We start from the raw sequence: 26,731 nt of genomic DNA, 5'->3' as shown, positions 1-26,731 counted from the left end.
GGGTCATTTGCAGTAGAGGTCCTCATGGGGCCGCTTCCCGGTCGCCAGGAAGTGGGAGACCGCCGCATCCCCACACGCGTTGCCGTTGTCGAGATAAGCGTCATGCCCCGTGGAGTTCACGGTGACCATGACGGCCCGCCTGCCGAGGGCCTCGCGCAGCTTAAGGGCCCCACTTAACGGAGTGGCCACATCCCGTTCGTTCTGGATGAGCAGCACGTTGGACGGCCCCCGGTCACTCACCCGCACCGGCGCCTCCGCCGGCCGCCACGGCCACGCCGCGCACACCATCGCGCTCCTCGGCATCCCCGCGGTCAGCGGATGCTTCGCCCGGCTCTCGGCGACACCCTTCTCGTACCCGGCCGCCGACCTGGGCCAGGCGCCGTCGTTGCAGATGGTGGCCGCACCGACCGCGGTGTAGTTCTGCAGCGCCGACTCCGGCGGGGCGGGCGGCGCGGGCGGCGCCTCGCCCTTGCGGGCGGCCAGCATCAGCTTGGCCAGGATCGGGTAGTCGTCGGGGTCGTAGAGGCTGTCCAGCATGGTCTGGCGCAGCACGTTGCCGTTCAGCTCCGCGGGGTTGGCACCGGGCCAGGGGAGGGGCTCCCTGTCCAGGCGGGCGGCGAGGCGGAGGAAGAGCGGGCGCACCTCGGCCGCCGTGTCGGCGACCCGGTACGGATTGCCGGGCGCGGACGCCCACTTGGCGAACTCGGGGAAGTTGTCCTCGACGCCCACCTCGAACGCCTCCAGCCAGGCGCGCTCCGCCCGTACGGGATCGGGGTGGTCGTTGCTGTCCAGCACGATGCGGTCGGTGCGGTGCGGGAACATCTCGAGGTAGGCGGCGCCGATGTACGTGCCGTAGGAGACGCCCCAGGCGGACAGCTTGCGCTCCCCCAGGGCGGCGCGGATGCGGTCGATGTCGCGGGCGTTGTTCTTGGTGCTGATGTGCTTCATCAGCTCGCCGCCGTTGTCCGCGCAGGCCTCCGACACCCTCCGCGCGTAGGCCATGTTCTCGGTGACGGACCCGTCCGGGGCGGGCCAGGGCAGCAGCTTCGTCCGGGCGAGGTCGCTGGGCTCGACATCACAACTGACGGAGGCGGAGGGCGCGTTGCCGCGCGGCGCGAACCCGATCAGGTCGTAGGCGTCCCGTACCTCCTGCGGCAGCTTCTGCCCCTTGCCCGAAGGGTCGCCGAGGCTGTCGCCGCCGGGCCCGCCGGCGATCAGCAGCAGCGCGCCCCGGCGGGCGGACGGCTTCTCGCTGGGGATGCGGGAGACGGCCAGGTCGATCTTCGGGCCGCCGGGGTCGGCGTAGTTCATCGGTACGGGCAAGGTGGCGCACTGCTGTCGCGGATCGAGCCCCTCGCCTTCGCACTTGGTCCACTTCAGCGGCGAGGGAGCACCGGCGGCGGACGCGGTGAGCGGGGTGACGAGCCCGAAGACGACGGCGGAGGCGGAGGCGATCAGGGCGGCACTCTTCGTGATCTGCTTCATGGACAGCAGCCTGACGGAGCTTGACGGGGCGTCACATCCCGGTAACTCCCGTATCCGCACGGGGGTTTACCCGGTAGGTCCTCCCGGGGGATTACCCGCTAGGTCCTCCCGGGGGTTACCCGGTGAGGTCTACCCCAGCCCGGCCCCGGCCCCGAGTCCCAGCCGCAGCGTCATGATGAGCCGGTCCTCGCCGGGCCCCAGATAGTCCCGCCGCACCCCGCCCTCGGCGGAGAACCCCAGGGACCGGTACAGCATGATCGCCGCCGCGTTCGTCGGTTCCACGGTCAGCCGCACCTCATGGACTCGCTCCCGGCGCAGCTGCCGCAGCACCTCCAGCATCAGCCGCCGGCCCAGCCCCCGGCCCCGCTGGTCGGCGCTGACGGCCAGGCTCAGCACCCAGCACACATAGCCGTCCGAGGTGGTGACGAAGAGGACGTAGCCGTGCAGGCACTCCCCGTCGTCGAGGACGAGGATGCGGTCGCCGTGCACGTCGAGGTGCTGGCGGAGCACGAAGCACGGGTACGGATCGTCGGGGAAGACCTCCCGGTCCACGCGGAGGAGCTCGGGCAGGTCGGCTTCGGTGACGCCTCGCATGGTCAGCGGCCGATCGCTGCTTTCGGCGAAGAACGCCTGGTCAGAGCCGCGGCCCACAACAGGGAAACGTTCCTCCGGCACAGCCATCAACTGCCCCCTATGGGATGGATTGGAGTCACTCATGTGGGTGAGCACCCGTTGCCCGCCGTTTCAGGTGCTCGATTGGGAGATCCGCCCATCTTGAGCAGGGCATATCCAGCGGTTCAAGACTGCGAGTTGCCTGTGCCTCGACGCGCTCCCAGTGCGCCTTCTTTTGGTACCGTGAGTGAATGACCCAGAGATCGTCGGGGGACGTCCAGCTGAACGCGCAGGTGCGCTGGGCGGAGTTCGACCCGATCGCCTACGTGCAGCACAACTACAGCGTCTTACAGGCGGAGGACGCGGAGATCCTGCACCTGATCCGGGATCATTTCGTCGATCATTTCCGGAAGCAGGGCGTCGGCCCGGTTTCCGGCATCGATGTGGGTGCCGGTGCCAATCTCTATCCCGCCCTCGCCATGATGCCGTGGTGCGAGGAGATCACCCTCTTCGAGCGCTCGCCCGCGAACGTCGGATATCTGAAGAGCCAGGTCGACTCCTACGACGACAACTGGGACCAGTTCTGGGGCGCCCTGTGCGAGGAAGAGGCCTACGGCTCCCTGGGCATGGACCCGCGGGAGCGGTTCCGCAAGGTCGTCTGGGTCGAGCAGGGCGACCTCTTCGACTTGGCGCGGTACGAGGGCCGGTGGTCCATGGGGACCATGTTCTTCGTCGCCGAGTCGATGACCACGTCCCACGACGAGTTCGCGCTCGGCGTCGAGTGCTTCATGCGCGCCCTGGCCCCCGGCGCCCCCTTCGCAGCCGCCTTCATGGAGCATTCGAAGGGCTATCACGCGGGCGAACATTTCTTCCCGGCCTGTGACGTGGGAGAATCCGAGGTACGCGCGAGCCTCGACGAATTCGCGCGCGACTTCAAGGTGCAGCGACTCGAATCCGAGGCCGAAGTCCGCGACGGATATTCGGGAATGATCGTCGCCTACGGCTGGCGCCGGAATCTGTGAATCTTCACAACAGAACAGAGCTATTCCTCTATTGATGGCAGTGCGGCCTGTGTGAGGGGCATGGGATGCAGATCAAGCCACGCCAGCATCTGCTGGACATCTGGCAGGCGATCGCCCGCCACTCTTTCGACGGGGGAGAGTGGGCCTGGGGCGACTGGGGCAAAGAGAGCAGTGTGGCCGACGCCGAGCGGCTGCTCTGCCTGCTGTACCCGGCGACCGAAATCCCCGCGTTCCGGCTGGACGACCCGGACACCACACAGGACGACGTCCAGCAGGTCCTGAGAAAGGCCGGCGGGCGGCTGGACATCCCGGCCAACCTCGTCATGGCCGCGGACGACTTCATGCGGACGCACACCGGCGAGGACAAGCGGCCCACCTTTGCCGGGGGTTACTACTTCGGGTCCGCCGACAAGACCAAGGACATCACCGAGGAGCAACGCCAACTCGGCGTGACCGACTCCTTCTCCATGTCGATCACCCTGTGCCTGGCCATCCTCGGCTTCCTCAAGGTCTACGAGACCAGGACCCGGCGCAGCGACATCAAGGAGACGATCGCCGAGCTGCGCTCGGCCACCAGCAGCCGCCTCACCGCGGCCATGGTGAGCCTGCTGCGCTCCTTCACCGTCAACGTCTTCGACACCGACTCCTCCCAGGGCCGTACCCTCGTCGAACTCCTCGCCCAGGGACGGCAGTCACAGCGTCAGGTGCTCAACAAGTTCCAGAGCCGCTTCCGTCCGGTGCGCGCGGCTCTCGTCGAGAGCGTCTTCCTCGGCATCGACGTCCAGGAAGGGCTCAAGGACGAGAACCAGCTCTTCGAGTGCGGCTGGGCGTGGAGCCTGGTGAAGGACGCCCCCGCGGTCGAGACCGACGAACCCATCGGGCCGCAGCCCGAGGGCATCGCCAACCCGGTGCCGTATCTGTACTTCACCGTGGTCGCCCTCGACGGTATCCAGGACCTGTTCTCCGACCGCACCCTCACCCTCGGCCTGCTCAACACCGAGCAACAGAAACTCGCCGAGGCGCTCCGGCTGCGGTGGGAGCTCACCCAGCAGTACTGGTCCCGCATCGCCCGCTTCGACGCCGACCGCTGGCCCCTGGAGGACCTGCCCTGGCGTACGACGGGACAGAAGCTGGAGTCCGCGTACTTCTCCCTCTCCGTCGCCGCCATCCTGGTGCACGACCTGATGCGGCGCCGGGCCACCGACGACGACCTGACCCGCACCGTCGGCGTCATGGAACGCCTCGCCGAACGCGGCCGCATCACCAGCCGGATGACGCGCGACGACCCCATGGTCCACGAGCTGCACAACGTGGGCGTCACCCTGCCCTTGCAGGGCAGCGAGCGGATCGGACCGCCCATGACGTGGTCCATCACCGACTTCTCGGCACAGCTGCTGAAGCGGACCGTCCAGCTGTGCACGCTGTCGCGCAACCTCGCCTCGCACGACCGGCTGCTCAGACTCGCCGAGGGCATCTTCGACCACATGTGGCGCCGCCGCATCCGGGACGGCGAGGGCGTCGGCCTGTGGGACAGCGTCCACCACGCCTACCCCGAGGCGGAGATCCACAAGCGACGGGTGCCGGTGTCGTGGAGCATCACCGAGCGCGTCACCGAGGTGATGGTCCAGGCCCATGAGATGTACCGGCAGCCCCCGATCCGCAGCCTCGAACTCACCGAGCTGGCAAGGGCGTTGCTCAGTGAGTCCGCCCATCTGCTGGGCAACGAACAGATGGAGCCGGCGCCCAAGGACGACGGCCGGCACGGGATGCAACTCAGGAACATCGAGGTCAAGTTGCGCCGCGCCCGCAGCCTCGTGGACGAACAGCCGGGTACGGCCTACGCGTTGACCCTCGACGTGCTGGGACAGCTCGACGCGCTCGCCCGGGCCCGCGAAGCCGCGGACCGGGGAGTGTGAACCGTGCTGATCTTCGCCGCCTCCGACAAGGGAGGCACGGGCCGCTCCGTCACCAGCGCCAACCTCGCCTACCACCGCGCGCTGGCCGGGGACGACGTCTGCTACCTGGACTTCGACTTCGGCTCGCCCACCGCCGCGGCCGTCTTCGACGTGGCCGACGCCCGGCAGGCCACCGAGGACCGCGGCCTGCACGCCTACCTCATAGGAGAGGTCAGCGAACCGGCCCGCATCGACGTCTGGGCCGAGACCGAGCACCAGGTGCTGCGCTTCCCGCCGCCCGGCTCCGGCCGGCTGGTGCTGATGCCCGGCGACGTCAGCGGCGGCGAGTTCGCCACCGGCGACGACAACCTGCGCCGGTGCGTCGACCTGCTGATGACGCTCTACTACGAGTTCGACCTGGTCGTCGTCGACCTCAGCGCCGGCCGTTCCTACGCCGTCGACATGGTCCTGGAGGCCACCGCCCAGCCCGAGATGAGCGAGGTCACGGCCCGCTGGCTGGTCTTCCACCGCTGGACCCGCCAGCATGTGGCGGCCGCCGCCAGCCTGGTCTTCGGCAAGCGCGGCATCGTCGCCGGCGGCGTCCACCGCGGCCACGACGAGGAGACGCTGCGCAACGCCATCCGCTTCGTACGGGCCGCCGTACCCGACCCCGAATCGCCGCTGTGGTCGCAGGTCTCGCCCACCCAGTCGGCGTGGATGCGCAAGACCGACGGCGACCTCAAGCAGCTCGCCTCGACCCACGGCATCGGCTACAGCCAGGTCCTCGGCTCCGTACCCCTGGAGCCGGTCCTGCAGTGGCGGGAGCAGCTCATCACCGACGAGGACGTGCTCGACAGCCAGATCGCCAACCAGGAGACCTGGGACGCGCTGAACCGGCTGGCCGGCCGGCTCACCGACGACAAGTACTGGGAGCAGGCGTGAGCGAAGCCGTGTTCCAGGAGACCACCGCGGAGCTGCGCACCCAGTCCGTGCCGCTGGCCCACCTCTCCCTGGAGCTGGGGCACCTCTACATGGAGGACTTCGAGGCCGGCCCCAAGCGGCTGGGCGAGCACTTCGCCGAGGTGCGGATCTGGGTGGACGCGGTGCGCGCCTCCGCGGCCCGCCGCAGCAAGCGGCCGCGCATCAGCACCTGCTTCCTCATCGATGACTACTTCACCCGCTTCTCCACCCCGGCCGAACTGATCCCGACGGTCCTCAAGGAGGCCGAGAAGGCCGGCCTGGTCATCGACTACCTCGCCCGTGAGTCGGCCTGCGCGGTCGCCGACCGCGTCGACCTCGCGGAATCGGTCATGCACCGCCTGGTCGAGTCACCGCCGCCCGGCAGCTACGGCTCCCGCCCGCCCGTCAGCCAGACCGGCTGGCTCGCCAACGGCCAGCGCACCCCGACGATGCCCGGCCCCGCGCTCGGCGGCAGGGCCCGGGGCTGGGAGCCGCCCCAGGAGACCGCGGCCCGCAACCACTCGGTGTTCATGGACGTCGAGCTGTGGTCCGAGAAGGACGGACGGCGGCTGTGGTCCTGCCCGTTCCTGGCCGCCGTATGGCAACTGGCCCGGCTGGGGCTGTTACGGCACTTCGGTGAGCCCGTGCTGGTGCCGAAGGAGTGGCAGGGCGAGGACTTCCCGCACGACTGGGACCGGCTCGACCCCCTGATCAAGCTCACCGACACCAAGGCGCCCTTCAGCGCCTACCGCACCTGCACCGTCATGCCGAACCGCTTCCTCGCCGTAGAGGACGCCGTACGGCTCATCCTCGACCAGATAGACGTCGACGCAGGGGCCCTGAAGCAGGTCGCGGAGCGGTCCGCGGCCGAAGGGATGCCGGTGCCGGCGGCGGTCGCGCAACGCGCCACCTACGTCTTCTACGAGGAGCCCGGCGACTCCTCCGAGGCTGAGGAGTCCTGAGATGACGGCGGCCCCCGGACAGCCCGCGCGTTCCGTCCTCGCCTGCGGTGAGGTGCGCACCTGTCTGCTCCCGTCCTTCCAGGCACTGGACGGCCGGGCCGCCGCACAGCTGCTGAGGCTGCGCGCCGACGTCCATGTCCGGGTCTCCGAGCGGCCCAGCCTGTACGTCCTGTCCCCCGAGGTGCTGACCGGCGTGGACTGCCGGCTGCCCACCTCCAACGGCAGCAAGGTGAGGGCTGTCGGTACGGTGGCCGCCCGCGCGGCGCTGACCGAGGGCCGCCTGGTGCAGTCGACGGCGTACTTCAGCCTCCCGGCCGCCGGTCCCGACATGCGCCGACCCTGGGGGCAGTACCTCGTCCGGCCGGGCCTGGTCGAACCGTTCGGCAAGCTGCCCCAACAAGCCACCGCCGAGGGTGTGCTGCGCGGTGCCGGGCGCGGCGAGCTCGACCTCGGGATGATCGCCGAGGGCCTGCTCGCCCAGCTCCGCCGCCATCCGCTCCTCGATCGCCGGGTGCCCTTCAAGTCCAGCCCCACAAGGCTGCGTTGGGTCGCGCGACGGGTCCCGGAGGGCGAGCGGGCGGCCCTGGTGAACTTCACGGTCGCGGAGGGCGGCCTGCGGACCATGGAGCTACGGCTGCCGGCCGAGATCCCCACCGCGGCAGCAGCCGGCCTCTGCGAGGATCTCGCCCTGCACGACTGGCTTTTGACGACGGTTCAGCACATGCTGGACAACAGCCGTCTCGGCGCGGCGGACGGGCCTTCGGTCGTCGAGGCGCTCCATCCGGTCGTGGTTCACCTGCTGCATCTGTGGATGCCGCGGGCGCACGTGGACCCCGCGCTGGGTCACCTGTGGGACGTACTGGAAGACAAACCGGGGTTCTCCCGCCAGTGGGAGAACCTGAGCCGGCGCATCAGAGACCGACTGGCCCTCCAGGCCGTGGCGATGCCGCACCAGGCGCTCAGCGCGCGCTGAGGGGCCGTACCACAACCGGAAACCCGACGGGGGATGAGACATGAGCGGAGCACCATTAGGGGCAGGGAACAACGGACACGCAGCACCGCGCCAGGAACAGCGCATGCCCAAGATGTTCTGGCGGATCCTGATCACCGCGGGGGCGGCGGGCGGGGCGTTCCTGCTGACCAGCATCCTGGATCAGGACGACGGGAACATCTGGCAGTGGGTGGCGTCCATCGTCATCGGCAGCGCGGCGCTGATCGTGCAGTACCTGATCGACTTCGGGGAGCGGTTCGAGAAGGTCGACACGCGCTTCAACGAGATCCTCGCCGCGACGACGCTGTTCAGCCAGGTCGACGGTTCGGTGCTGCGCTCCGACGAGGTGACCCGGCTCGTCCTCGGGTACACCAAGGTCCGTGAGCGGGGCGGCGACATCGTGCAGGCCTTCGCGGAGAAGGAGCTGGGCCGCCTCGCCAAGACGATGGAGGGGCTCGGCAGCGGCAGCGCGGACTGCCCCGGCGAGAACAACGAGTGGCTGATCGACATCACCGACTGCGTCAAGATGACCCTCGACGCCACCAGCACCTCGGTGGACCGGGAGTTCTGGACCAGCGGGTCCGCCGAGAGGTATCTCGCCGCGCAGGAGAAGGCGATCAAGAGGCGGGGCGTGGAGATCCGGCGCCTGTTCGTCGTGCGGGACGTGGACGAGGTCACGCCGGAGCTCACGGCACTCTGCGAGAGACACCGCAGGCGTGGCATCGAGGCGCGCATAGCGGTGCGCTCACTGATGGAGTCGAACCCCAAGGTGGACGACTTCATCGTCTTCGACGGCGAACTCTGCTTCGAGACCAAGCCGGACCAGGAGTCCAACCCGGACCGTACCTGGCTGAGCGCCGAGCCGGACCACATCGAGGACCGCGTCACCCAGTTCGCCAAGCTGTGGGCGGAGTCGGAAAGGCAGGCCGGTCCCGAACCGCAGCCGACGGTCGCTTCGGGGGCGTGACGTATGGACGGACAGCAGGGAGCCCGCGGTCCGGCGGCGGGCAGCCTGCGCATGCCGCCGGTCGTGCTGAAGATCCTGATCACGGTGGCCGTGGGGACGGTGACCTATGTGATCAGCAACTTGATCGCCCCGTCCCAGGAGGACCTGTGGCAACTCGCCCTGGCCGTCCTCACCGGTGGTGCGGTGCTGATCGTCCAGTACCTGGGCGACTTCGAGCAACGTCTCGGGGCGGTGGAGACCGGCCAGCGGCAGCACAGGCATGAGCTGACAGAGCTGGTGGACCGGGGCTTCGAGCGGGTGGGGGAGGTGACCGGGCTGTTTAGCAGGCTGGAGCAGTCAGGGATGAACGCCGAGGACGTGGTGCGGCTGGCCCGGAGCGCCGCCCAGGTAGGATACGAAGGCCCCGCCATCGTACGAGCGGTGGCGCGCGCCGAGATAGAACGTCTCGCCTCGTCCATGGCGAAACTGACCTCGGGAAGTGCCGACTGGCCGGGGGAGAACAACGACCTGCTCATCGATCTCACCCAGTGCGCCCGTGACAGCATCGACGCCATCAGCAGCTTCCTCGACCGGGCCTTCTGGGAGACCGAAGCCGCGAAGTACTACCTGGACCTGCAGCGCGATGCGATCCGGCATCGCGGCGTGAAGGTCAGGCGCTTGTTCGTCGTGACGGAGCGCGAGGAATTCGACGAGAGCCTGGCCGCGATCCTGGAGCAGCACAGGGACACGGGCGTCGAGGTCGGAGTAGTTGCCCTGTCCGAGCTGCCGCCCCGCATCAGAGGGGGCGAGACGCTCGACGTCGTCATCTTCGACGGAGAGGTGTACTTCGAGATCACCAGGGATGTGCGGCAGCTCAACCCCAGCGCCAAAGTGGAAGCCCGTGAGGAGAGGGTCGCTCGGCGCAAGGCACGATTCGACAGTCTCTGGGACGCCCGCCTAGAGGACCGGCCGGTGCTAGGCGGAGGCTGAAGCGAAGCGGGTGAACTCCGCCCAGGCGGGGGCGCCGATCAGTAGGACAGGGCTGTCCGAGGCGAGTTTGGTGTCTCGGACGGGGACGATGCCGGGGACTCCGTCGGCTACCTCGACGCAGTTTCCGCCGTCGCCGTTGCTGTGGGTGCTCTTGCGCCAGCGAGCGCTGCTCAGGTCGTACTTGTGCATCGTCTGAAGTCCTCAGCCGCCGACTCGATCAGGGCTAGGGACGCCTCCGGCGACAGCGCGGCGCCCCTGAGCAGATCGTAAGCGCGGTTCGCGCGCTTCACCACTGCCGGGTCGTCCAGAAGGCTCCCCGAAAACGACGTCTCTGTATAGGCGGTTGGAGGCGCGTCATCGAACTCCATGAGCCGCAGTGAGCCGTTGTTCGCAGGTGCCCCCGCCGAGAACGGCAGCACCTGCAACAGCACCTTTCGCTCGCGGGCCCGAGCCGCCATGTGCTCCAGTGCCTCAGCCGCGACCTTCGGTCCGCCCACCGGCACGCGAAGCACTGTTTCATGCACGATCGCCCAATACTCCGGCTTTGTAGCGTCGTTGAGGATCTCCGACCGTTCGACGCGGGCCGTTACCCGCTCCTCGATGAGCTCGTCAGGTGCGAACGGGTGCGTCGCCACCACGAGTGCCGTCGTGTAAGCCGGTGTTTGGAGGAGCCCTGGGATGACGGAGGGCTCCCAGTCACAGATCTTCGTCGCGAGTCGCTCCAGCTCCGCTGCGTGCGCAAAATAGTCCGCGTACCGCTCTTCCTTGATGAGCTGCTGCCACATCCGCTCGAAAATACCGTCGGTTTGCAGCGCCTCGTCAATCCGCTGGGCCACATCCAATTGCGGCTTTCGAATTGTCTGTTCGAACTGGCCGATATAGCCACCGGATACGAAGACCCGCGCCCCCAGTTCCACTTGGGTGATCCCGGCGTCCTCCCGCCGCCGTTTCAGCTCGGCTCCGAAGAACTCCCAGGCCGCCTGACGCGAACCATTGGCCATGGCCAACCCCCTTGCGCTGCCCCGCACTTGTAGCGCTCTTTCGGAGCACAGACTCCTGCCGAGTGTAGGCGTCGCAGGTCACCATGGAGATGAAATGCGTGAAACCCAAAGGGGAGGGGAGTCAGGTGACGGCACGACACTCGGCGCGCTGCGTCGAAGAAGCGGAGGAAGCAGTGAAGGAATTGCGGGCGGCACTGGAGAAGGCAGGAATTACGCTCCCGACACTCCGGCTGGATCCGGCGAGTCTTGCGCGTGAAGCTCCGTGTCCGCTCGTCGAATTGGGCCGGTGCTCGGTCGAGACCGCGCAACGCCTCGCGGCGGTGCTGCGATGAAGCCGCCGATCGGGTCGTACGTGGTCGACACCCGTTCGGGGAGAATCGGCATCGTGATGGGGCACGAGGGGCCGTATGTGCAGCTGAGACCGTACGGCGGCGGCAAGGAGTGGGACGCCGAGCCGCGCAACGTACGGCAGGCCACCCCCGCCGAGCGGCTGCGCGCGGCGACGGCGTACGCGAACGCACGCAGCCGGGGTGAGGTTCCTTGACGTGAGGGCGGGCGCATAAGGTGCGGCGGCATGGGCTTGTGGAGATGGAGGAGGAAAGGCGCCAAGGCGGCCCGTCGCTACCCCGTGCCGCTCACCGTGCACCAGCTGTGGATGGTGTCGCTGAGCGCGCCGGTGAGCCGGGACCGGGGCGCCTCGCGCACCACGCTGTACCCGTTCGTACGGATCGACGAGGAGGGTGCACGGCGCTGGCTGGCCGAGCAGTGGGAGATCACCTCGCGTGAGCAGCTGGCGGGCCGGCTCGACGAGCTGTCCCGCAGCGGGTACCGGGCCCGGGCCTACCGCCTCACCGGCGTCGCGCCGCTCGCCTGGGACGCCGCGCTGTACGTCGACATCGCCCGGCGTGGCTTCGCCTGCGGGCTGATCACCGAGTCCGACGCCTGGACCGCGCTGAAGAACATCGTGCCGGCGGTGGCGGGGACGTACGGCTCCTGGCAGGAGTACGCCGATCACTATCTGCTCGGGCGGCGGGTGTGGCGGGACGGGTTGCGACGACCGACGCCGGGTTCCCGGCGCCGCAGGAGGCCGCCGATGCTCATCTGCAGGCCCTTCTGGACCCGGCGAACCGCGCCAGCCCCTGGAACATGGCCCCCTGGAACGCCATAAGCCACCCCGACCGCACCCGCTGACCCCTGGCGTACGCGAGAATGAACCCATGAGTCTGTTCCGCGACGACGGCATCGTGCTGCGCACCCAGAAGCTGGGCGAGGCGGACCGGATCATGCTGTGCTGCCCCGGGGGGCAACCCCCGGACTTCCGGCCGGGAGCCCGCGGGGGTGTGCGATGAGTCTCTTCCGGGACGACGGCATCGTGCTGCGCACCCAGAAACTCGGCGAGGCGGACCGGATCATCACGCTGCTCACTCGTGGGCATGGGCGGGTGCGGGCCGTGGCGCGGGGCGTACGGCGGACCAAGTCCAAATTCGGTGCTCGGCTCGAACCGTTCTCCCATGTCGACGTGCAGTTCTTCGCGCGGGGGAGCGAGCTGGTGGGCCGCGGGCTGCCGCTGTGCACGCAGAGCGAGACCATCGCGCCGTACGGCGGCGGGATCGTGACGGACTACGCGCGCTACACCGCGGGGACCGCCATGCTGGAGACCGCCGAGCGGTTCACCGACCACGAGGGCGAGCCGGCCGTCCAGCAGTACCTGCTCCTCGTCGGCGCCCTGCGCACCCTCGCCCGCGGCGAGCACGCCCCGCACCTCGTTCTCGACGCCTTCCTGCTGCGGTCGCTCGCCGTCAATGGGTACGCCCCCAGCTTCAGCGACTGTGCGAAGTGCGGCATGCCGGGACCGAATCGCTTCTTCTCGGTGGCCTCCGGGGGCTCGGTCTGTGTCGACTGCCGGGTGCCCGGTAGCGTCGTACCGTCGCCGCAGACCCTGGAACTGCTCGGTGCGCTGCTCACGGGAGACTGGGAGACCGCGGACGCCTGCGAGCCGCGGTACGTCCGGGAGGGCAGCGGGTTGGTCTCGGCCTACCTGCACTGGCATCTGGAGCGCGGGCTGCGTTCGCTGCGGTACGTGGAAAAGTAAGGGAGACGAGAAGCACATGGCCGTGAGTGGGTTCCTGGGGCGCCGGCGCCGCGAGTACAGGACGCCGGAGCCACACCCGTCCGGCGCCCGCGCGCCGAAACTCCCCGGCGAGCTGGTTCCGAACCATGTGGCGATCGTCATGGACGGGAACGGCCGCTGGGCGAAGGAGCGGGGGCTGCCGCGCACCGAGGGGCACAAGGTCGGTGCCGAGCGCGTGCTGGACGTGCTGCAGGGGGCGATCGAGATGGGCGTGGGGGCGATCTCGCTGTACGCCTTCTCCACCGAGAACTGGAAGCGGTCGCCGGACGAGGTGCGCTTCCTCATGAACTTCAACCGCGACTTCATCCGCAAGACCCGCGACCAGCTCGACGAGCTGGGGATACGGGTGCGGTGGGTCGGACGGATGCCCAAACTGTGGAAGTCCGTCGCCAAGGAGCTCCAGATCGCGCAGGAGCAGACCAAGGGCAACGACCGGCTGACCCTGTACTTCTGCATGAACTACGGCGGGCGGGCCGAGATCGCGGACGCGGCGCAGGCGCTCGCGGAGGATGTGAAGGCCGGGCGGCTCGACCCGTCGAAGGTGACCGAGAAGACCTTCGCGAAGTACCTCTACTACCCGGACATGCCGGACGTCGACCTGTTCCTGCGTCCCAGCGGCGAGCAGCGCACCTCCAACTACCTTCTCTGGCAGAGCGCTTACGCCGAGATGGTCTTCCAGGACGTGCTGTGGCCGGACTTCGACCGGCGGGACCTGTGGCGGGCCTGCGTGGAGTTCGCCTCGCGTGACCGGCGGTTCGGCGGGGCCATTCCGAACGAGGAGCTGCTGGCGATGGAGGGCCGCTCCGAGGAGAGCTGACCTGCTCGGCGCACGGGAACGGCCCCGCTCCAGCGAACTGGAGCGGGGCCGTTCCGGGTTCCGGCCGACCTAGTGGTCGTTGAGGAACGTGTAGTCCTTGCACTCGCCGTCAGGGGCACGGCAGAACTTGAAGCCGATCCTCGTGTTCTCCGGCAGGTCGTACACGCCGCCCATGCTGGCCTTGCGGGTGGCGGTGTTGCCCTCGCCACCGACGGTGAACGAGTAGCGCGGGTTGCCGCTCGGGCTGCCGATGTACACGTTCATCGTGACACCGCGGCCGTCGGCGTCGTTGTCCTTGATCGTGACTACGTCACCGTACTCGTTGAAGAAGCCGGTGCCGCTCCAGTCGACGCCAGGCACGTTCCCCCAGGCGTCCCCCGTGTGCATGGTGTGGTCGGCTGCCACCGCGGAATTCGCGACGGTCAGCACCAGCGCGGCGCTCGCGGCGGCCACACCAGCTATACGTCCCAGTCTCAAGTTGTTCTCCTTGTGGTCACGGCTCCTGTGGTCGCAAGAGCCGTGATGATCATATGATGAACATGATCACGGAGGTGTCACCGGGAGTTCGCTTCTCGCCAACTGGCCGGATTTTTCTAGTCGTTGGACGCCGTCGCCGCGCAGTCCGCGCACGTACCGAAGATCTCCACCGTGTGCGCCACGTTGACGTAGCCGTGCTCGGCCGCGATGGCGTCCGCCCACTTCTCCACGGCCGGCCCCTCGACCTCGACCGCCTTGCCGCAGACGCGGCAGACGAGGTGGTGGTGGTGTTCGCCGGTCGAGCAGCGGCGGTACACCGACTCGCCGTCGGAGGTGCGCAGGACGTCGACCTCGCCGGCGTCGGCGAGGGACTGGAGGGTGCGGTACACCGTGGTCAGGCCGACCGAGTCGCCCTTGTGCTTGAGCATGTCGTGGAGTTCCTGCGCACTGCGGAACTCGTCGACCTCGTCAAGGGCCGCCGCCACGGCGGCCCGCTGCCGGGTCGCGCGGCCCTTCACGGGCGGTCCAGCGGTCGTCACCGGTTGCCTCCTCACGTCTGCACTTGCCGGGCCATTGTGCCAGCCCGGACTGTCAGCGGTCAGACGCCGACCTTGCCGTCGCTCTGCCTGCTGGCCGGAATTGCGCACTCCGCAGGGTCGCCGGCGGGCTCCGCGGCGGCCGCGGCGCGGGCCCTGCGGCGGGCCAGCGGCGCCGCCAGTGCCGTCAGCACGATGAACGCGCCGATGGTCAGCAGCACGATCGTCGCGCCGGGCGGAACGTCCTGGTAGTACGAGGTCACCGTGCCGCCGATCGTCACCGCGACGCCGATGCCGACGGCGATCGCGAACGTCGCCGCGAAGCTGCGGCTGAGCTGCTGGGCCGCCGCCACCGGCACCACCATCAGCGCGCTGACCAGCAGCAGGCCGACCACCCGCATGGCGACCGTCACCGTCACCGCCGCCGTGATCGCCGTCAGCAGGTTCAGCACGCGCACCGGAAGGCCCGTGACCCTCGCGAACTCCTCGTCCTGGCTCACCGCGAACAGCTGGCGGCGCAGGCCGAGGGTGACCAACACCACGAACGCGGCGAGCAGGATGATCGCCGTCACGTCCGACTCGCTCACCGTCGAGAGCGAACCGAAGAGGTACGACGTCAGGTTCGCGTTCGAGCCCGTCGGCGCGAGGTTGATGAACATCACGCCGCCGGCCATACCGCCGTAGAAGAGCATCGCGAGGGCGATGTCGCCGCGGGTGCGGCCGTACCAGCGGATCAGCTCCATCAGGACCGCGCCGAGGACGGAGACCAGCGTCGCCATCCACACCGGGGACCAGGAGAGAAGGAAGCCGAGGCCTACGCCCGTCATCGCGACATGGCCGATTCCGTCGCCCATCAACGCCTGGCGGCGCTGGACCAGGTAGATGCCGACGGCCGGGGCCGTGATGCCGACCAGTACCGCGGCCAGCAGCGCCCGCTGCATGAAGTCGTAATTGAGGAAGTCCATCAGCTCAGCAGTCCCGTCCGGATCGGTTCGGCGTCGTGAGCCGCGTGCGGGTGTACGTGGTCGTGGCCGGGCAGCGCGTGCTGGCCGACGGCCTTCGGGGGCGGGCCGTCGTGCAGGACGCAGCCGTCGCGCAGGACGACCGCCCGGTCGATCAGGGGCTCCAGGGGGCCCAGTTCATGGAGGACGAGGAGGACCGTCGCACCGGCGGCGACCTGTTCCCTGAGCGTGCGCGCGAGTACCTCCTGGCTGGCCAGGTCCACGCCCGCCATCGGCTCGTCCATGATCAGCAGCTCGGGCTCGGAGGCCAGGGCGCGGGCTATCAGCACGCGCTGGTGCTGGCCGCCGGACAGGGCGTTGACGGAGTCCTTCGCCCGGTCCGCCATGCCCACGAGGTCCAGGGCACGCCGTACGGCCGAGTGGTCGGCCTTGCGGAAGACGCCGAAGCGGGTGCGGGACAGGCGGCCCGACGAGACGATCTCCGTCACCGTGGCGGGCACGCCGCCCGCGGCCGTCGTGCGCTGCGGGACGTAACCCACCCGCGCCCAGTCGCGGAACCGCGCCCGCGGGGTGCCGAACAGATCGATCTCGCCCGCGCTGACCGGGACCTGGCCGATGATGCTGCGCACCGCCGTCGACTTGCCCGAGCCGTTGGCGCCGAGCAGCGCGACGACCTCACCGTGGCCCACGGTGAGGTCGATGCCCCTCAGGACGGGGCGCGAGCCCAGCTCGGCGCGTATGCCGCGCAGGGAAATGACGGGCTCGGTCATGCCGCCCTCCGTAGGTTGGTCACTTGGCTCCCAGGGCCGTCTTCAGGGCCGTGAGGTTGGCCTCCATGACCCCGAAGTAGTCGTCGCCCTTGGACTTGTCGGTGATGCCCTCGAGCGGGTCGAGGACGTCCGTCTTCAGGCCCGCGTCGTCGGCGAGGGTCTTGGCGGTCTTGTCGGAGACCAGTGTCTCGTAGAACACCGTGGTGACGCCGTCGGCCTTGGCCTCCTCCTGGAGCTCCTTGATCCGGGCCGGGCTCGGCTCGCTCTCCGGGTCGAGCCCGGAGATGGCCTCCTGGGTCAGGCCGTAGCGCTCGGCGAGGTAGCCGAAGGCGGCGTGGTTGGTGAAGAAGACCTTCGTCTTGGTGTTCTTCAGGCCGTCCGCGAACTGCGTGTTGAGGGCGTCGAGCTTCTTGACCAGCGCGGCGGTGTTCTTCTTGTAGTCGGCCGCGTGGTCCGGGTCCGCCTTCTCGAAGGCCGCGCCGACGCCCTTGGCGACCTCGGCGTACTTCACCGGGTCGAGCCAGATGTGCGGGTCGCGGGCGTGCTCCTCTTCTTCGGAGTGCTCTTCGGAGTGCGCCGCCTCGCCCTCGTGCTCGTGGCTGTCCTCGAGGTTGCCGTGGTCCTCCAGCGTGGTGAGCGCGGCGGCGTCGATCTTGGTCTTCACGCCGGACTGCGAGACGGCCTCGTCCACGGCCGGCTGCAGGCCCTTGAGGTAGAGGGCGGCGTCGGACTCCTCGATCTGCGCGCGCTGCTGGGCGCTGACCTCCAGGTCGTGCGGCTCCTGGCCGGGCTCGGTCAGGCTGGAGACCTTCACATGGTCGCCGCCGATCTGCTCGGCGAGGAACGCCATCGGGTAGAACGACGCGACGACGTCGAACTTGTCCGAGTTGCCCGCGGCGGCGCTGTCGGAGGAGCAGGCGGAGAGAGTTCCGATACCGAGAGCGGTGACGGCCGCGATGGCGATCCCGGATATGTGATGTCGTCGTACGTTCATGACAGTCATTTTCAGCCGTGATGGAAACCATTGTCAACAAGCGTGAGCGGCCGCCCACAGAGCGCTACCGATTTGGTTGAGGGGGAGCCCCCGCCGGTACCCTGAAGCATTCGCTGTGAAGCGCCTCGCTTCGTCGCCCGTCGTCGTAATGAAGAGAGCACCGTGGCCGCCGACAAGATCGACACCATCGTCAGCCTGAGCAAGCGCCGTGGCTTCGTATTCCCCTGCAGTGAGATCTACGGCGGCCAGCGCGCCGCCTGGGACTACGGGCCGCTGGGTGTCGAGCTCAAGGAGAACCTCAAGCGTCAGTGGTGGCGCTACATGGTGACGTCGCGCGAGGACGTCGTCGGTATCGACTCGTCCGTGATCCTGGCCCCCGAGGTCTGGGTCGCCTCCGGCCACGTCGCCACCTTCACGGACCCGCTGACCGAGTGCACCTCCTGTCACAAGCGGTTCCGCGCCGACCACCTGGAGGAGGCGTACGAGGCCAAGAAGGGCCACCTCCCGGAGAACGGCCTCGCGGACATCAACTGCCCGAACTGCGGCAACAAGGGTCAGTTCACCGAGCCCAAGCAGTTCTCGGGTCTCCTCTCCACCCACCTCGGCCCGACGCAGGACTCCGGCTCCATCGCCTACCTGCGCCCCGAGACCGCCCAGGGCATCTTCACCAACTTCGCCCAGGTGCAGACCACCTCGCGCCGCAAGCCGCCGTTCGGCATCGCCCAGATGGGCAAGTCGTTCCGCAACGAGATCACGCCGGGCAACTTCATCTTCCGCACCCGCGAGTTCGAGCAGATGGAGATGGAGTTCTTCGTCAAGCCGGGCGAGGACGAGAAGTGGCACGAGTACTGGATGGAGCAGCGCTGGAACTGGTACACGGGCCTTGGTCTCCGTGAGGAGAACATGCGCTGGTACGAGCACCCCAAGGAGAAGCTCTCCCACTACTCCAAGCGCACCGCCGACATCGAGTACCGCTTCCAGTTCGGCGGCAACGAGTGGGGCGAGCTGGAGGGTGTCGCCAACCGCACCGACTACGACCTCGGCGCGCACTCCAAGGCCTCCGGCCAGGACCTCTCCTACTTCGACCAGGAGGCCGGCGAGCGCTGGACGCCGTTCGTCATCGAGCCGGCGGCCGGGGTCGGCCGCGCGATGCTGGCGTTCCTGCTCGACGCCTACGTCGAGGACGAGGCGCCCAACGCCAAGGGCAAGATGGAGAAGCGGACGGTGCTGCGCCTCGACCACCGTCTGGCCCCGGTGAAGGTGGCGGTGCTCCCGCTGTCCCGCAACCCCGAGCTGTCCCCGAAGGCCAAGGGCCTCGCGCAGACCCTCCGCCAGAACTGGAACATCGAGTTCGACGACGCGGGCGCGATCGGCCGCCGCTACCGTCGCCAGGACGAGATCGGTACGCCGTACTGCGTGACGGTGGACTTCGACACGCTGGACGACAACGCGGTGACGGTGCGTGAGCGGGACTCGATGAAGCAGGAGCGGGTGTCGCTGGACCAGATCGAGGGGTACCTGGCGGGGCGCCTGCTGGGCTGCTGACGCCGGTTGCCGTTGCCGGTCCAGGGGCTCTCCGACCCCGGACCTCCGGCTTTCGCCCACCCATCACCTGACTCGGTCGGGTGGTGGGTGGGCGTTTTTTCTCACCGCTCCAGGTCCGCGAAGAGCGCGGCGTGGTCGGAGGCCTGTGTCTCCTGCGATTTCACCTCGGCGAAGTGGTCGAAGGTCTTGGGTGCCCAGACGCCGCGTCGCTCCACGCCCACATCCGTGACCAGCTCCCACAGCTCGGGCGAGAACATGAGGTAGTCGAACTTCTGGTCCCGGCTCGTGGCGGTCCCGATCGTGCCGGGGAGTTCTGTGTCCGGGAAACTCGAGTGGCTCATCGCGTCCTGGAGGCCGGTGCTCAGGAGCGCCTTGACCGCCGGGCTGTCGGGGGAGTCGTTGAAGTCCCCGGCGACCACGATGTGCGAGGAGCGTTCCCGGGCCGCCTGGTAGATCGTCGCCGTGCGCTGGGCCTGGGCCATGCGCAGTTCCGGATTGTCGCCGCTCTGGCTCTTGAAGTGGCAGCCGAGCACCCACACCGGCTGTCCGCCGAGATCGAGCTCGAACTCGGGGCAGTCACGGCTGAACAGGCGCTTTCCCGGCCGATCCGGATCGAGGTCGAAGACATGGGACCGGACCGAGGTGATCGGGAAGCGGCTGAGGATCCCGATGTCGATGCCCCGGGGGTCGTTGCCGTCGAGAACCAGCTCGTAGGGGTACGGCGCCTTCTTCATCACATCGCCGAGGAGCTGTTTGTTGAACCGGCGCAGGGTCGTGCGGTCCTCCACCTCCACCACGAGCAGGATGTCGGCGTCGATCTCGGCCACCACCCGGGCGGTGTTGTGCACGGCCGGCCAGCCGAGGTCGTCGCGGACGAGTTCCACCCAGCCCGTCCAGTCGGAGCGGCCGTCGGCGGTGACCTCGACGAACAGCTTCCGGTTCTTGCGCTTGACGTCGAACAGCGTGTGCTGGCCGCGGGTTTCGTTGATGAAGAACGGCGGCGGGGTCTCCCGTCCCTCCTCCACCACGTGCTTCAGGATCAGCTCGGCGATCCGCGTCCGGTCTGTCTTGCCGTCGGTCTCGACGTCGTAGTCCTCTTTCTCGAGGAGGCCCGTCAGCTTCCTGTAGTCGTTCAGGATCCGGTCGCGCGCCGCATCGTCCTTCAGGTTGAAGACCCTGGGGCGGCGGAAGAGGTTCTCGGTGTTGAAGGTGGCGATGCGGACGGTCATGGCGCCTCCTCGGGCGGCGCAGAGGTTCCGCGCGGCCGGTGGCAGGCGCCGCCGGGGTGACTGCTCGCCGACAACTCCGATTCTCCGCCGGATTGGTCCTTCTCGCAGGTTCGCGATTGGCCCTGTGCGCCGGGCGGGCTCGACGGCAGCGTGTGACTCATGAGTGTCGCGTTTCTCCTCACCACCCTCGTCGTGGTCGCCACCCCCGGCACCGGCGTCGTCTACACCCTGGCCGCCGGTCTCTCCCGTGGCCGGCGCGCGAGCGTCGTCGCCGCCTTCGCCTGCACGCTCGGGATCGTGCCGCACATGCTGGCCACCGTCACCGGAGTCGCCGCGCTGCTGCACGCGAGCGCGACCGCCTTCCAGATCCTCAAGTACGCCGGTGTCGCCTATCTGCTGTACATGGCGTGGGCCACGCTGAAGGACAAGGAGGCCATCGCGGTGGAGGAGGGCGCCGCGCCGCTCTCCGCGGGCCGGGTGATCGTCCGGGGCGTTCTGATCAATCTCCTCAACCCGAAACTGACGATCTTCTTCTTCGCGTTCCTGCCCCAGTTCGTGAACCCGGGCGAGGAGAACGCCCTGCCGCGCATGCTGCTGCTGAGCGCGGTGTTCATGCTGGCGACGTTCGTGGTCTTCGCGGCCTACGGCATCCTCGCGGCCTCGGTCCGCAGCCACGTCACCTCCCGGCCCCGGGTGATGGCATGGCTGCGGCGGACCTTCGCGGGGTCGTTCGTGGCGCTGGGGGCGAAGCTGGCCTTCACCGCACGGTGAGGCTCAACGGCCCTGCAGCGCCTTCACGTTGTCGCCGAACGTCCAGTTCTTCGAGCCGTCCCAGTTGATCGACCAGGTCATCAGGCCCTTGAGCGCGGTGCCATAGTGCCGCCAGGCCTGGGCGACGAGGGACGGTGACATGTGGCCGCCGCCCGCGCCGGGCTGCGCGGGCAGGCCCGGTACCTGCTTGTCGTACGGGACCTTGATGGTGGTGCCCTGGATCACCAGCCCCTTGTTGAGGCAGTCGGTCTGGGCGACGAAGCCCTCGACGGTGCCGGCGGAGTAGGAATCGCCGGAGCAGCCGTACATGCTGCCGTTGTAGTACTGCATGTTCAGCCACCACAGGCGGCCGTTGTCGGCGTACTTCTTGATGATCGGCAGATATGCGCCCCAGATCGAGCCGTACGTCACGCTGCCGCCCGTGACGTACGCCGTCTCCGGGGCCATCGTCAGGCCGAAGTTCGACGGCATCCGCGCCAGTACGCCATCGATGATGCGGATCAAGTTGGCCTGGGACGTGGACAGTTGGGTGATGCTGCCGCTGCCGACCAGGCCCGTCTCGATGTCTATGTCGATGCCGTCGAAGTTGTACTTCTTCAGGATCGGAACGATCGTCGCCACGAAACGGTCCGCCACGGCGGCCGAGCTCAGGTCGATGCCCGCCGCCGCGCCGCCGATCGACAGCAGGATCGTCCGCCCCGCCGCCTTCGCCGCGCACATCTCCGCCGGGGTCGCCACCTTCACGCCCGTGTCCATGCCGTCCTCCCAGAGCGCGGTGCCGTCGGAGCGGATGACCGGGAACGCCGCGTTGATCACGTTGTAGCCGTGCGCGGGGATGCGGGAGTCGGTGATCGGTGTCCAGCCGAAGGGCGGGTGGACGCCGTTGGCTGCGCCGTCCCAGTTCTCCCAGTAGCCCTGGAGGACCTTGCCGGACGGCTTCGACTTCACGGCGCAGGTGTCGGCGGAGGCGGCGGCCAAGGCGCTGGGTGCCGTGGGGAGCTGCGCGAGACAGACGGTCGCGAGCGCTGCGGTGAGCAGGCTGAGGGTGCGGCGGATCATGCGGGGCCTCCCGGTGGGGGTGCGGTGAGGTGTGGTGAGCATGACAGTCGCGCGGTCCAGACCTTTAGTCAATAGGTCTGGACCAATTGGTGTTGTGTGCGGGTTGCGCATGGGCTGACTAATGACAGCTGACAGATATTGAAATCCGTCAGCTGTCATGCCAAGGTGGAGTCATGACGATGCGAACCCGAACCCTCGGAACCACCGGCCCCCAGGTCTCCGCCCTCGGCCTCGGCTGCATGGGCATGTCCGGGATGTACGGCGATGCGGACCGCCCCGAGTCCATCGCCACCCTCCACGCCGCCCTGGAAGCCGGCGTGACCCTCCTCGACACCGGCGACTTCTACGGCATGGGCCACAACGAGCTGCTGATCGGCGAGGCCCTGCGCACCGCCCCGGCCGCCCTCCGCGAGAACGCCCTGGTCAGCGTGAAGTTCGGCGCCCTGCGCGACCCGGACGGCGGCTGGTCCGGCTTCGACGGCCGCCCGGCCGCCGTGAAGAACTTCGCCGCCTACTCCCTCCAGCGCCTCGGCGTCGACCACATCGACGTCTACCGCCCCTCCCGCCTCGACCCCCAGGTGCCGATCGAGGAGACCGTCGGCGCGATCGCCGAACTGGTCGAGAAGGGCTGGGTCCGGCACATCGGCCTGAGCGAGGTTGGCGCCGAGACCATCCGCCGGGCCGCTGCCACCGCCCCGATCGCCGACCTCCAGATCGAGTACGCGCTCATCTCCCGCGGCATCGAGGAGTCGGTCCTGCCGACCACCCGTGAGCTGGGCATCTCCATCACCGCGTACGGAGTCCTGTCCCGCGGCCTGATCTCCGGCCACTTCACCCCCGACCGGCAGCTCGCCGCGAACGACTTCCGGTCGGTCTCGCCGCGCTTCCAGGGCGAGAACCTCCAGCACAACCTGAACCTCGTCGAGGCGCTGCGGAAGATCGCCGAGCAGAAGGGCGTATCCGTCGCCCAGATCGCCATCGCCTGGGTGCTCTCCCGCGGCGAGGACATCGTGCCGCTCGTCGGCGCCCGCACCCGGGAGCGGCTCACCGAGTCGCTGGGCGCGCTGGACGTCACGCTGGACGCGGGCGACCTCACGGCGATCGAGGAGGCCGTACCGGCGGACGCCGCCGCGGGCGACCGCTACCCGGCCGCACAGATGTCCCACCTCGGCAGCAAGTAGTGCCCGAGCCGCCGGGTACGGTCTGACTCATGGCACCGACCCCCGAGACCCTGACCGCCGAGCGCATCCTCGAAGCCACCGAGGAGGTGCTGCGCCGCCACGGCCCGGCCAAGGCCACCGTGGTCGACGTCGCCCGCGCGCTCGGCGTCAGCCACGGCAGCGTCTACCGGCACTTCCGCACGAAGGCGGCGTTGCGGGAGGCGGTGACGAAGAGGTGGCTGGACCGGACGACGGAAGTGCTGGCGGCCATCGTCGCGGCGCCCGAACTGGACCCGGAGGCCCGGGTGCGCGAGTGGCTCGCGGCCCTCTTCGCCGCCAAGCGCCGCAAGGCGGGCGACGATCCGGAGCTCTTCGCCACGTACTCGGTGCTGGCCACCGAGGCCGTCGAAACGGTCGTCAGTGAGCACATCGCCGACCTCACCGGCCAGCTGACCGAGATCGTGCGCGCGGGCGTCGACGCGGGCGCCTTCTCCGCCGAGGACCCGGCCACCACGGCCGGCGCCCTGTTCCGGGCGACGGACCGCTTCCACGACCCGCACTACGCCAAGGAGTGGGAAAAGCCGGGCGTGGAGAAGGACTTCGAGGCGCTCGTGGACCTGCTGATGCGGGGGCTGCGGGCTCGCGGCTGAGCCGTCACAGGGTGCCGAGTTCCCGCGTCGTACGGCCGAGGGGCGCGCATCAGGGCGCGGCCGTGGCCCCGGCCCTGCCAGGCGGGGAGCAGGTCGATGTGCAGGTGGGCGGGGTAGGCGGCGACCTTTGGGGCCAGCATGCGCTCCGGGTGGTGCAGGAGCCGGATCATCTCCTCGTCCGGGGTGGTCGGGGGGCCGGGCGGCTCCGGGTAGCTGTCGGGGCCGAGGGCAGCCACTTGGTGCGGAACGCCTCCACGAAGCGGGGAGTGTCCGCCGCGCCGAGGACGTAGCCGACCGCCCGGCCGTGACCGTCCTCCAGGACGAAGGCGAGGTCCGGTTCCAGAGCGACGTACGGAAGCGCGAACGTCACCGGGAAGACACCGGGGTCCTGATAGTGCGGCCGGCTGTCGCCGCCCTCGTGTGCCGTGCGGATGCAGATGTCTTCCAGTGGCTCCCGGTCCTCGGGGCGGTAGCGACGTATGAACGTCATCGTTCCTGCTGCGCCTCCGTCGGGTCCACCGTCGCCTGGTGGGCCTCCGCCAGATGCTCCTCCGCCTTCAGCCAGGGCAGGAACTGGGCGCCCTTGCGCCAACCGCACGTGTCGCATCTGACCGTGCGCTGCGGGCCTTTGCGCTCCACTCGTACGACGTGCTCCCGTCCGTGTTGGTCCCAGCGGCTCACCTTGCTCGTGTTGATCTCCAGCATGACGCCTCCAGCGTCCGAGGACATCGAGTCCGTGCGCACGGCCCCGAGCGGTCGCGCGCAGCAAGGAGTGTGCAGCAAGACCAACATCAACAGGGACTCTTCACCGGCGCGTTGACCAACCTGTGGCCACACCCTCACATGTCGGACAGTCGATGGTGCGTGGCTGGAGGGGCAACGTCACCGACTGGTCCACCACACGGCACCTGTACCCATCGCGGTGGTCATCAGGGTGACGAACCAGACCGGGACTCGCTGAACGGTCACATGAAGCGGACCGAGCCGAAGCTCGAACACCGGATGACCCTCGATCTGATGCTGCGTCACATCTACTCCTGTCTGCGCTGGAGTGCTCATTCTTGGGTTTCCGACGGGTGGCGAAACACATGGCGAACCCTTGCGTCGGCTGGTGGCGTCGCACGAATACGGAACGATGCTTTCCGCTTCCGTCGTCATGAGGGCGTGCCAAGGAGTGCGACGCGGACGAGGTGCGGCAGCGAGCATCAGCACAGAGCGGGGCTACGGCCGCCAAGCGTCGCCGCCGAACTACGCACTGACCCGAGACGCCTCGCGCACCTCCGCCGACTCCAACCGCTCAGCCGTCCGTTCGGCAGTCCTCCGCGCCCACGCCCCACTGGTCAGCACCCCTACGACCAGTACCGCCAACCCACACCCGGCGACAATCCACCACGCGGGCCGCGCGGCGGCGACGAACGCGGTCCGGTACGACGCCGCCCCCACCCCCGATGCCAGTACCGCACCGACGACCGCCACGCCCAGTGTTTGCCCCAGCTGGCGGCTGGTAGAAGCAACCGCCGCCGCAACGCCCGCCTGCGCCCGCGGCATCCCGGACACCGCCGTATTCGTGATCGGCGCGTTGACGAAACCGAAGCCGAGGCCGAACAGGACGTATCCGAGGACCAGCGTGGCGTTCTGGGTCTCCGCCTCGAACGCCGCGAACAGCACTCCGCACGCCGTCATCGACACCCCCGCGATCAGCAGCGGAAGCCGAGGCCCCCGGTTGCCGACCACCCGTCCCGCGACCGGTGCGCAGACGAAGCACAGCGCGGCCATCGGCAGCATCCACACGCCGGCGTGCAGGGCGTCCAGCCCGCGCACGTTCTGCAGATACAGCGTGGACAGGAACAGGAACCCGCCGAGCGCCGCGAACGCGCTGATCGCGATCACCGTGGCCCCGCTGAACGGCGCCGAGCGGAAGAACCGCAGGTCGATGAGGGGCTCGGCGCGGCGGGGCTCGTAGACGAGGAGGGCGGTCAGCGCGGTCAGGGAGACAGCGCCGAGGAGCAGGGTCTCGCCGGCCGGTGCGGTGGGCGCCGCGATGATCCCGTACGTCAGTGAGCCGAACAGGGCGATGACCAGCACTTGGCCGACCGGGTCGGCGCGGCGTGCCTTCGCGGCGCGGGACTCGGGGACGAAGCGGAGGGTGAGCAGGAGCGCCGCGAGGCCCACCGGGAGGTTGACCCAGAAGATCGACCGCCAGCCGACCGACTCCACCAGCAGGCCGCCGACCAGCGGGCCCGCGGCCATGGAGATGCCGACCACCCCGCCCCACACGCCGATCGCCCGAGCCCGCTCGCGCGGGTCCGTGAAGGTGTTGGTGATGATCGACATCGCCACCGGGTTGAGCATCGAACCGCCCACCGCCTGCACCATGCGGAAGGCGATCAGCGCGTCGAGGTTCGGGGCGAGGGAGCACAGGGCCGAGCCGACGGTGAAGACGATCAGGCCCGCCATGAAGACGCGCTTGCGTCCGATGCGGTCCGCCGTGGAGCCGGCCAGCATCAGCAGTGAGGCGAGGACGAGGGTGTACGCGTCGATCGTCCACTGCAGGCCGGAGGTGCTCGCGTGGAGGTCGCGTTGCAGGGCGGGCAGGGCGACGTTGAGCACGGTGTTGTCGAGGCTCACGATCAGCAGACTCATACAGCAGATCGCGAGGACCAGCAGACGTCGGCGAGGGGTGAGCTCGGGCATGGGGTCCAGCGTACGCCGGTGTCAATAGTGCGTCTAACTAATGAATTGGCAACCGGAGGCGGTCGCATGCGT

At 68.9% G+C, this 26,731-nt stretch carries 29 protein-coding genes and 1 pseudogene; 16 read left to right on the top strand and 14 right to left on the bottom strand.

All coding sequences use genetic code 11. The annotated features are described in order from the left end of the window. Positions 1-3: 3 nt before the first annotated feature. Positions 4-1,485 (bottom strand): alpha/beta hydrolase, encoded by a 1,482-nt coding sequence (locus ACQEV2_RS13715; protein WP_433039828.1) that lies wholly within the window; start codon positions 1,483-1,485, stop codon positions 4-6. A 129-nt stretch (positions 1,486-1,614) separates the two neighbouring features. After that, the gene (locus tag ACQEV2_RS13710) at positions 1,615-2,136 is read right to left on the bottom strand and encodes a GNAT family N-acetyltransferase (protein WP_433039826.1); all 522 of its coding nucleotides are present in this window, start codon (positions 2,134-2,136) and stop codon (positions 1,615-1,617) included. A 212-nt stretch (positions 2,137-2,348) separates the two neighbouring features. Here ACQEV2_RS13710 and ACQEV2_RS13705 point away from each other — a divergent pair, with 212 nt between their 5' ends. The 7 genes from ACQEV2_RS13705 to ACQEV2_RS13675 all read left to right on the top strand — a co-directional run bounded on the left by ACQEV2_RS13705 (position 2,349) and on the right by ACQEV2_RS13675 (position 9,863). Next, positions 2,349-3,119, top strand: a complete 771-nt coding sequence (locus ACQEV2_RS13705) for an SCO2525 family SAM-dependent methyltransferase (protein ID WP_433039824.1) — start codon at positions 2,349-2,351, stop codon at positions 3,117-3,119. Positions 3,120-3,184: 65 nt separating this feature from the next. After that, positions 3,185-5,035, top strand: a complete 1,851-nt coding sequence (locus ACQEV2_RS13700; protein WP_433039822.1) for an SCO2524 family protein — start codon at positions 3,185-3,187, stop codon at positions 5,033-5,035. A gap of 3 nt (positions 5,036-5,038) precedes the next feature. After that, positions 5,039-5,956 carry an SCO2523 family variant P-loop protein gene (locus ACQEV2_RS13695; RefSeq protein ID WP_433039820.1) on the top strand — a complete coding sequence of 306 codons (918 nt, stop codon included), beginning with the start codon at positions 5,039-5,041 and terminating at the stop codon, positions 5,954-5,956. Continuing rightward, positions 5,953-6,936: an SCO2522 family protein gene (locus ACQEV2_RS13690; protein ID WP_433039818.1), complete on the top strand. Its 984-nt coding sequence runs from the start codon at positions 5,953-5,955 to the stop codon at positions 6,934-6,936. The genes ACQEV2_RS13695 and ACQEV2_RS13690 overlap by 4 nt, the downstream gene beginning before the upstream one ends. Before the next feature lies 1 nt (position 6,937). Then, positions 6,938-7,909 (top strand): SCO2521 family protein, encoded by a 972-nt coding sequence (locus ACQEV2_RS13685; RefSeq protein WP_433039816.1) that lies wholly within the window; start codon positions 6,938-6,940, stop codon positions 7,907-7,909. Positions 7,910-8,012: 103 nt separating this feature from the next. Continuing rightward, positions 8,013-8,894, top strand: a complete 882-nt coding sequence (locus ACQEV2_RS13680) for a DUF6879 family protein (protein WP_433039814.1) — start codon at positions 8,013-8,015, stop codon at positions 8,892-8,894. Positions 8,895-8,897: 3 nt separating this feature from the next. Beyond that, on the top strand, positions 8,898-9,863 hold the full coding sequence (locus ACQEV2_RS13675) for a hypothetical protein (RefSeq protein ID WP_433039812.1): 966 nt from the start codon (positions 8,898-8,900) through the stop codon (positions 9,861-9,863). Here the strand turns inward: ACQEV2_RS13675 and ACQEV2_RS13670 are convergent. Both ACQEV2_RS13670 and ACQEV2_RS13665 read right to left on the bottom strand, forming a co-directional pair. Then, positions 9,849-10,052 carry a DUF397 domain-containing protein gene (locus ACQEV2_RS13670; RefSeq protein ID WP_433039810.1) on the bottom strand — a complete coding sequence of 68 codons (204 nt, stop codon included), beginning with the start codon at positions 10,050-10,052 and terminating at the stop codon, positions 9,849-9,851. The two genes, ACQEV2_RS13675 and ACQEV2_RS13670, sit on opposite strands and share 15 nt — an antisense overlap. Further along, complete coding sequence (locus tag ACQEV2_RS13665; protein ID WP_433039808.1) at positions 10,034-10,864, bottom strand: helix-turn-helix domain-containing protein; 831 nt, start codon at positions 10,862-10,864, stop codon at positions 10,034-10,036. The genes ACQEV2_RS13670 and ACQEV2_RS13665 overlap by 19 nt, the downstream gene beginning before the upstream one ends. A 328-nt stretch (positions 10,865-11,192) precedes the next feature. Between ACQEV2_RS13665 and ACQEV2_RS13660 the strand changes: the two genes are divergently transcribed. Genes ACQEV2_RS13660 through ACQEV2_RS13640 form a run of 5 tightly spaced genes read left to right on the top strand, consistent with a single transcriptional unit; the run spans position 11,193 to position 13,812 of the window. Then, positions 11,193-11,408: a hypothetical protein gene (locus ACQEV2_RS13660; RefSeq protein WP_433039806.1), complete on the top strand. Its 216-nt coding sequence runs from the start codon at positions 11,193-11,195 to the stop codon at positions 11,406-11,408. A gap of 30 nt (positions 11,409-11,438) precedes the next feature. Continuing rightward, on the top strand, positions 11,439-12,032 hold the full coding sequence (locus tag ACQEV2_RS13655) for a DUF1266 domain-containing protein (protein WP_433039804.1): 594 nt from the start codon (positions 11,439-11,441) through the stop codon (positions 12,030-12,032). A 49-nt stretch (positions 12,033-12,081) separates the two neighbouring features. Next, the gene (locus ACQEV2_RS13650) at positions 12,082-12,213 is read left to right on the top strand and encodes a hypothetical protein (protein WP_433039802.1); all 132 of its coding nucleotides are present in this window, start codon (positions 12,082-12,084) and stop codon (positions 12,211-12,213) included. Continuing rightward, a complete protein-coding gene (recO, locus tag ACQEV2_RS13645) occupies positions 12,210-12,956 on the top strand; it encodes a DNA repair protein RecO (RefSeq protein WP_424855785.1) in 747 nt (248 codons plus the stop codon). The genes ACQEV2_RS13650 and recO overlap by 4 nt, the downstream gene beginning before the upstream one ends. Positions 12,957-12,972: 16 nt before the next feature. After that, on the top strand, positions 12,973-13,812 hold the full coding sequence (locus ACQEV2_RS13640; protein WP_433039799.1) for an isoprenyl transferase: 840 nt from the start codon (positions 12,973-12,975) through the stop codon (positions 13,810-13,812). Between the two features lie 69 nt (positions 13,813-13,881). Here ACQEV2_RS13640 and ACQEV2_RS13635 read toward each other — a convergent pair whose 3' ends face one another. From ACQEV2_RS13635 to ACQEV2_RS13615, 5 genes are all read right to left on the bottom strand, one after another. Beyond that, the gene (locus ACQEV2_RS13635) at positions 13,882-14,289 is read right to left on the bottom strand and encodes a hypothetical protein (RefSeq protein WP_433039797.1); all 408 of its coding nucleotides are present in this window, start codon (positions 14,287-14,289) and stop codon (positions 13,882-13,884) included. Between the two features lie 116 nt (positions 14,290-14,405). Then, positions 14,406-14,828, bottom strand: a complete 423-nt coding sequence (locus ACQEV2_RS13630; RefSeq protein WP_433039795.1) for a Fur family transcriptional regulator — start codon at positions 14,826-14,828, stop codon at positions 14,406-14,408. Between the two features lie 59 nt (positions 14,829-14,887). Next, positions 14,888-15,790, bottom strand: coding sequence for a metal ABC transporter permease (locus ACQEV2_RS13625; protein WP_433039793.1), 903 nt, complete (start codon positions 15,788-15,790; stop codon positions 14,888-14,890). Beyond that, positions 15,790-16,557, bottom strand: coding sequence for a metal ABC transporter ATP-binding protein (locus tag ACQEV2_RS13620; protein ID WP_433039791.1), 768 nt, complete (start codon positions 16,555-16,557; stop codon positions 15,790-15,792). Before ACQEV2_RS13620 ends, ACQEV2_RS13625 begins: the two co-directional genes overlap by 1 nt. 19 nt (positions 16,558-16,576) lie before the next feature. Continuing rightward, a complete protein-coding gene (locus ACQEV2_RS13615; RefSeq protein ID WP_433039789.1) occupies positions 16,577-17,551 on the bottom strand; it encodes a metal ABC transporter substrate-binding protein in 975 nt (324 codons plus the stop codon). A 162-nt stretch (positions 17,552-17,713) separates the two neighbouring features. Here ACQEV2_RS13615 and ACQEV2_RS13610 point away from each other — a divergent pair, with 162 nt between their 5' ends. Then, entirely contained in the window at positions 17,714-19,096 is a 1,383-nt protein-coding gene (locus ACQEV2_RS13610; RefSeq protein WP_433039787.1) for a glycine--tRNA ligase, read from the top strand. A gap of 101 nt (positions 19,097-19,197) precedes the next feature. Here the strand turns inward: ACQEV2_RS13610 and ACQEV2_RS13605 are convergent, their stop codons facing one another. Beyond that, positions 19,198-20,325, bottom strand: coding sequence for an endonuclease/exonuclease/phosphatase family protein (locus ACQEV2_RS13605; protein ID WP_433039785.1), 1,128 nt, complete (start codon positions 20,323-20,325; stop codon positions 19,198-19,200). A 159-nt stretch (positions 20,326-20,484) separates the two neighbouring features. Here ACQEV2_RS13605 and ACQEV2_RS13600 point away from each other — a divergent pair, with 159 nt between their 5' ends. Further along, entirely contained in the window at positions 20,485-21,096 is a 612-nt protein-coding gene (locus tag ACQEV2_RS13600) for a LysE family translocator (protein ID WP_433039783.1), read from the top strand. A 3-nt stretch (positions 21,097-21,099) separates the two neighbouring features. Here ACQEV2_RS13600 and ACQEV2_RS13595 read toward each other — a convergent pair whose 3' ends face one another. Further along, entirely contained in the window at positions 21,100-22,155 is a 1,056-nt protein-coding gene (locus ACQEV2_RS13595) for a chitinase (protein WP_433039781.1), read from the bottom strand. 173 nt (positions 22,156-22,328) lie between these two features. On the opposite strand from ACQEV2_RS13595, the gene ACQEV2_RS13590 reads away from it, so the two are divergent. Together ACQEV2_RS13590 and ACQEV2_RS13585 are read left to right on the top strand one after the other, a co-directional pair. Then, positions 22,329-23,336, top strand: coding sequence for an aldo/keto reductase (locus tag ACQEV2_RS13590; protein ID WP_433039779.1), 1,008 nt, complete (start codon positions 22,329-22,331; stop codon positions 23,334-23,336). A gap of 29 nt (positions 23,337-23,365) precedes the next feature. Continuing rightward, positions 23,366-23,965 carry a TetR family transcriptional regulator gene (locus tag ACQEV2_RS13585; protein ID WP_433039777.1) on the top strand — a complete coding sequence of 200 codons (600 nt, stop codon included), beginning with the start codon at positions 23,366-23,368 and terminating at the stop codon, positions 23,963-23,965. A gap of 44 nt (positions 23,966-24,009) precedes the next feature. On the opposite strand, the pseudogene ACQEV2_RS13580 reads toward ACQEV2_RS13585, so the two are convergent. The 3 genes and pseudogenes from ACQEV2_RS13580 to ACQEV2_RS13570 all read right to left on the bottom strand — a co-directional run. Beyond that, a pseudogene (locus ACQEV2_RS13580) lies at positions 24,010-24,455 on the bottom strand (GNAT family N-acetyltransferase); the annotation flags it as partial. Beyond that, entirely contained in the window at positions 24,452-24,670 is a 219-nt protein-coding gene (locus tag ACQEV2_RS13575) for a hypothetical protein (protein ID WP_398818137.1), read from the bottom strand. The pseudogene ACQEV2_RS13580 and the gene ACQEV2_RS13575, both read right to left, overlap by 4 nt. 543 nt (positions 24,671-25,213) lie before the next feature. Beyond that, complete coding sequence (locus ACQEV2_RS13570; RefSeq protein WP_433039774.1) at positions 25,214-26,659, bottom strand: MFS transporter; 1,446 nt, start codon at positions 26,657-26,659, stop codon at positions 25,214-25,216. Positions 26,660-26,731: the final 72 nt, after the last annotated feature.

It is taken from the genome of Streptomyces sp. CA-251387, from assembly GCF_050936625.1.
Classification (GTDB): Bacteria; Actinomycetota; Actinomycetes; order Streptomycetales; family Streptomycetaceae; genus Streptomyces.
Note: the sequence above shows the minus strand (reverse complement) of the source record. Positions and strands in the feature narration are given on the sequence as shown.

Coding starts and splice junctions, on each gene's coding strand:
- ACQEV2_RS13575 (WP_398818137.1), bottom strand. CDS start 24,670: ATGCTGGAGATCAACACGAGCAAGGTGAGCCGCTGGGACCAACACGGA.
- ACQEV2_RS13620 (WP_433039791.1), bottom strand. CDS start 16,557: ATGACCGAGCCCGTCATTTCCCTGCGCGGCATACGCGCCGAGCTGGGC.
- ACQEV2_RS13655 (WP_433039804.1), top strand. CDS start 11,439: ATGGGCTTGTGGAGATGGAGGAGGAAAGGCGCCAAGGCGGCCCGTCGC.
- ACQEV2_RS13600 (WP_433039783.1), top strand. CDS start 20,485: ATGAGTGTCGCGTTTCTCCTCACCACCCTCGTCGTGGTCGCCACCCCC.
- ACQEV2_RS13650 (WP_433039802.1), top strand. CDS start 12,082: ATGAGTCTGTTCCGCGACGACGGCATCGTGCTGCGCACCCAGAAGCTG.
- ACQEV2_RS13640 (WP_433039799.1), top strand. CDS start 12,973: ATGGCCGTGAGTGGGTTCCTGGGGCGCCGGCGCCGCGAGTACAGGACG.
- ACQEV2_RS13570 (WP_433039774.1), bottom strand. CDS start 26,659: ATGCCCGAGCTCACCCCTCGCCGACGTCTGCTGGTCCTCGCGATCTGC.
- ACQEV2_RS13590 (WP_433039779.1), top strand. CDS start 22,329: ATGACGATGCGAACCCGAACCCTCGGAACCACCGGCCCCCAGGTCTCC.
- ACQEV2_RS13665 (WP_433039808.1), bottom strand. CDS start 10,864: ATGGCCAATGGTTCGCGTCAGGCGGCCTGGGAGTTCTTCGGAGCCGAG.
- ACQEV2_RS13670 (WP_433039810.1), bottom strand. CDS start 10,052: ATGCACAAGTACGACCTGAGCAGCGCTCGCTGGCGCAAGAGCACCCAC.
- ACQEV2_RS13715 (WP_433039828.1), bottom strand. CDS start 1,485: ATGAAGCAGATCACGAAGAGTGCCGCCCTGATCGCCTCCGCCTCCGCC.
- ACQEV2_RS13700 (WP_433039822.1), top strand. CDS start 3,185: ATGCAGATCAAGCCACGCCAGCATCTGCTGGACATCTGGCAGGCGATC.
- ACQEV2_RS13585 (WP_433039777.1), top strand. CDS start 23,366: ATGGCACCGACCCCCGAGACCCTGACCGCCGAGCGCATCCTCGAAGCC.
- ACQEV2_RS13625 (WP_433039793.1), bottom strand. CDS start 15,790: ATGGACTTCCTCAATTACGACTTCATGCAGCGGGCGCTGCTGGCCGCG.
- ACQEV2_RS13595 (WP_433039781.1), bottom strand. CDS start 22,155: ATGATCCGCCGCACCCTCAGCCTGCTCACCGCAGCGCTCGCGACCGTC.
- ACQEV2_RS13615 (WP_433039789.1), bottom strand. CDS start 17,551: ATGAACGTACGACGACATCACATATCCGGGATCGCCATCGCGGCCGTC.
- ACQEV2_RS13605 (WP_433039785.1), bottom strand. CDS start 20,325: ATGACCGTCCGCATCGCCACCTTCAACACCGAGAACCTCTTCCGCCGC.
- ACQEV2_RS13705 (WP_433039824.1), top strand. CDS start 2,349: ATGACCCAGAGATCGTCGGGGGACGTCCAGCTGAACGCGCAGGTGCGC.
- ACQEV2_RS13660 (WP_433039806.1), top strand. CDS start 11,193: ATGAAGCCGCCGATCGGGTCGTACGTGGTCGACACCCGTTCGGGGAGA.
- ACQEV2_RS13675 (WP_433039812.1), top strand. CDS start 8,898: ATGGACGGACAGCAGGGAGCCCGCGGTCCGGCGGCGGGCAGCCTGCGC.
- recO (WP_424855785.1), top strand. CDS start 12,210: ATGAGTCTCTTCCGGGACGACGGCATCGTGCTGCGCACCCAGAAACTC.
- ACQEV2_RS13680 (WP_433039814.1), top strand. CDS start 8,013: ATGCCCAAGATGTTCTGGCGGATCCTGATCACCGCGGGGGCGGCGGGC.
- ACQEV2_RS13685 (WP_433039816.1), top strand. CDS start 6,938: ATGACGGCGGCCCCCGGACAGCCCGCGCGTTCCGTCCTCGCCTGCGGT.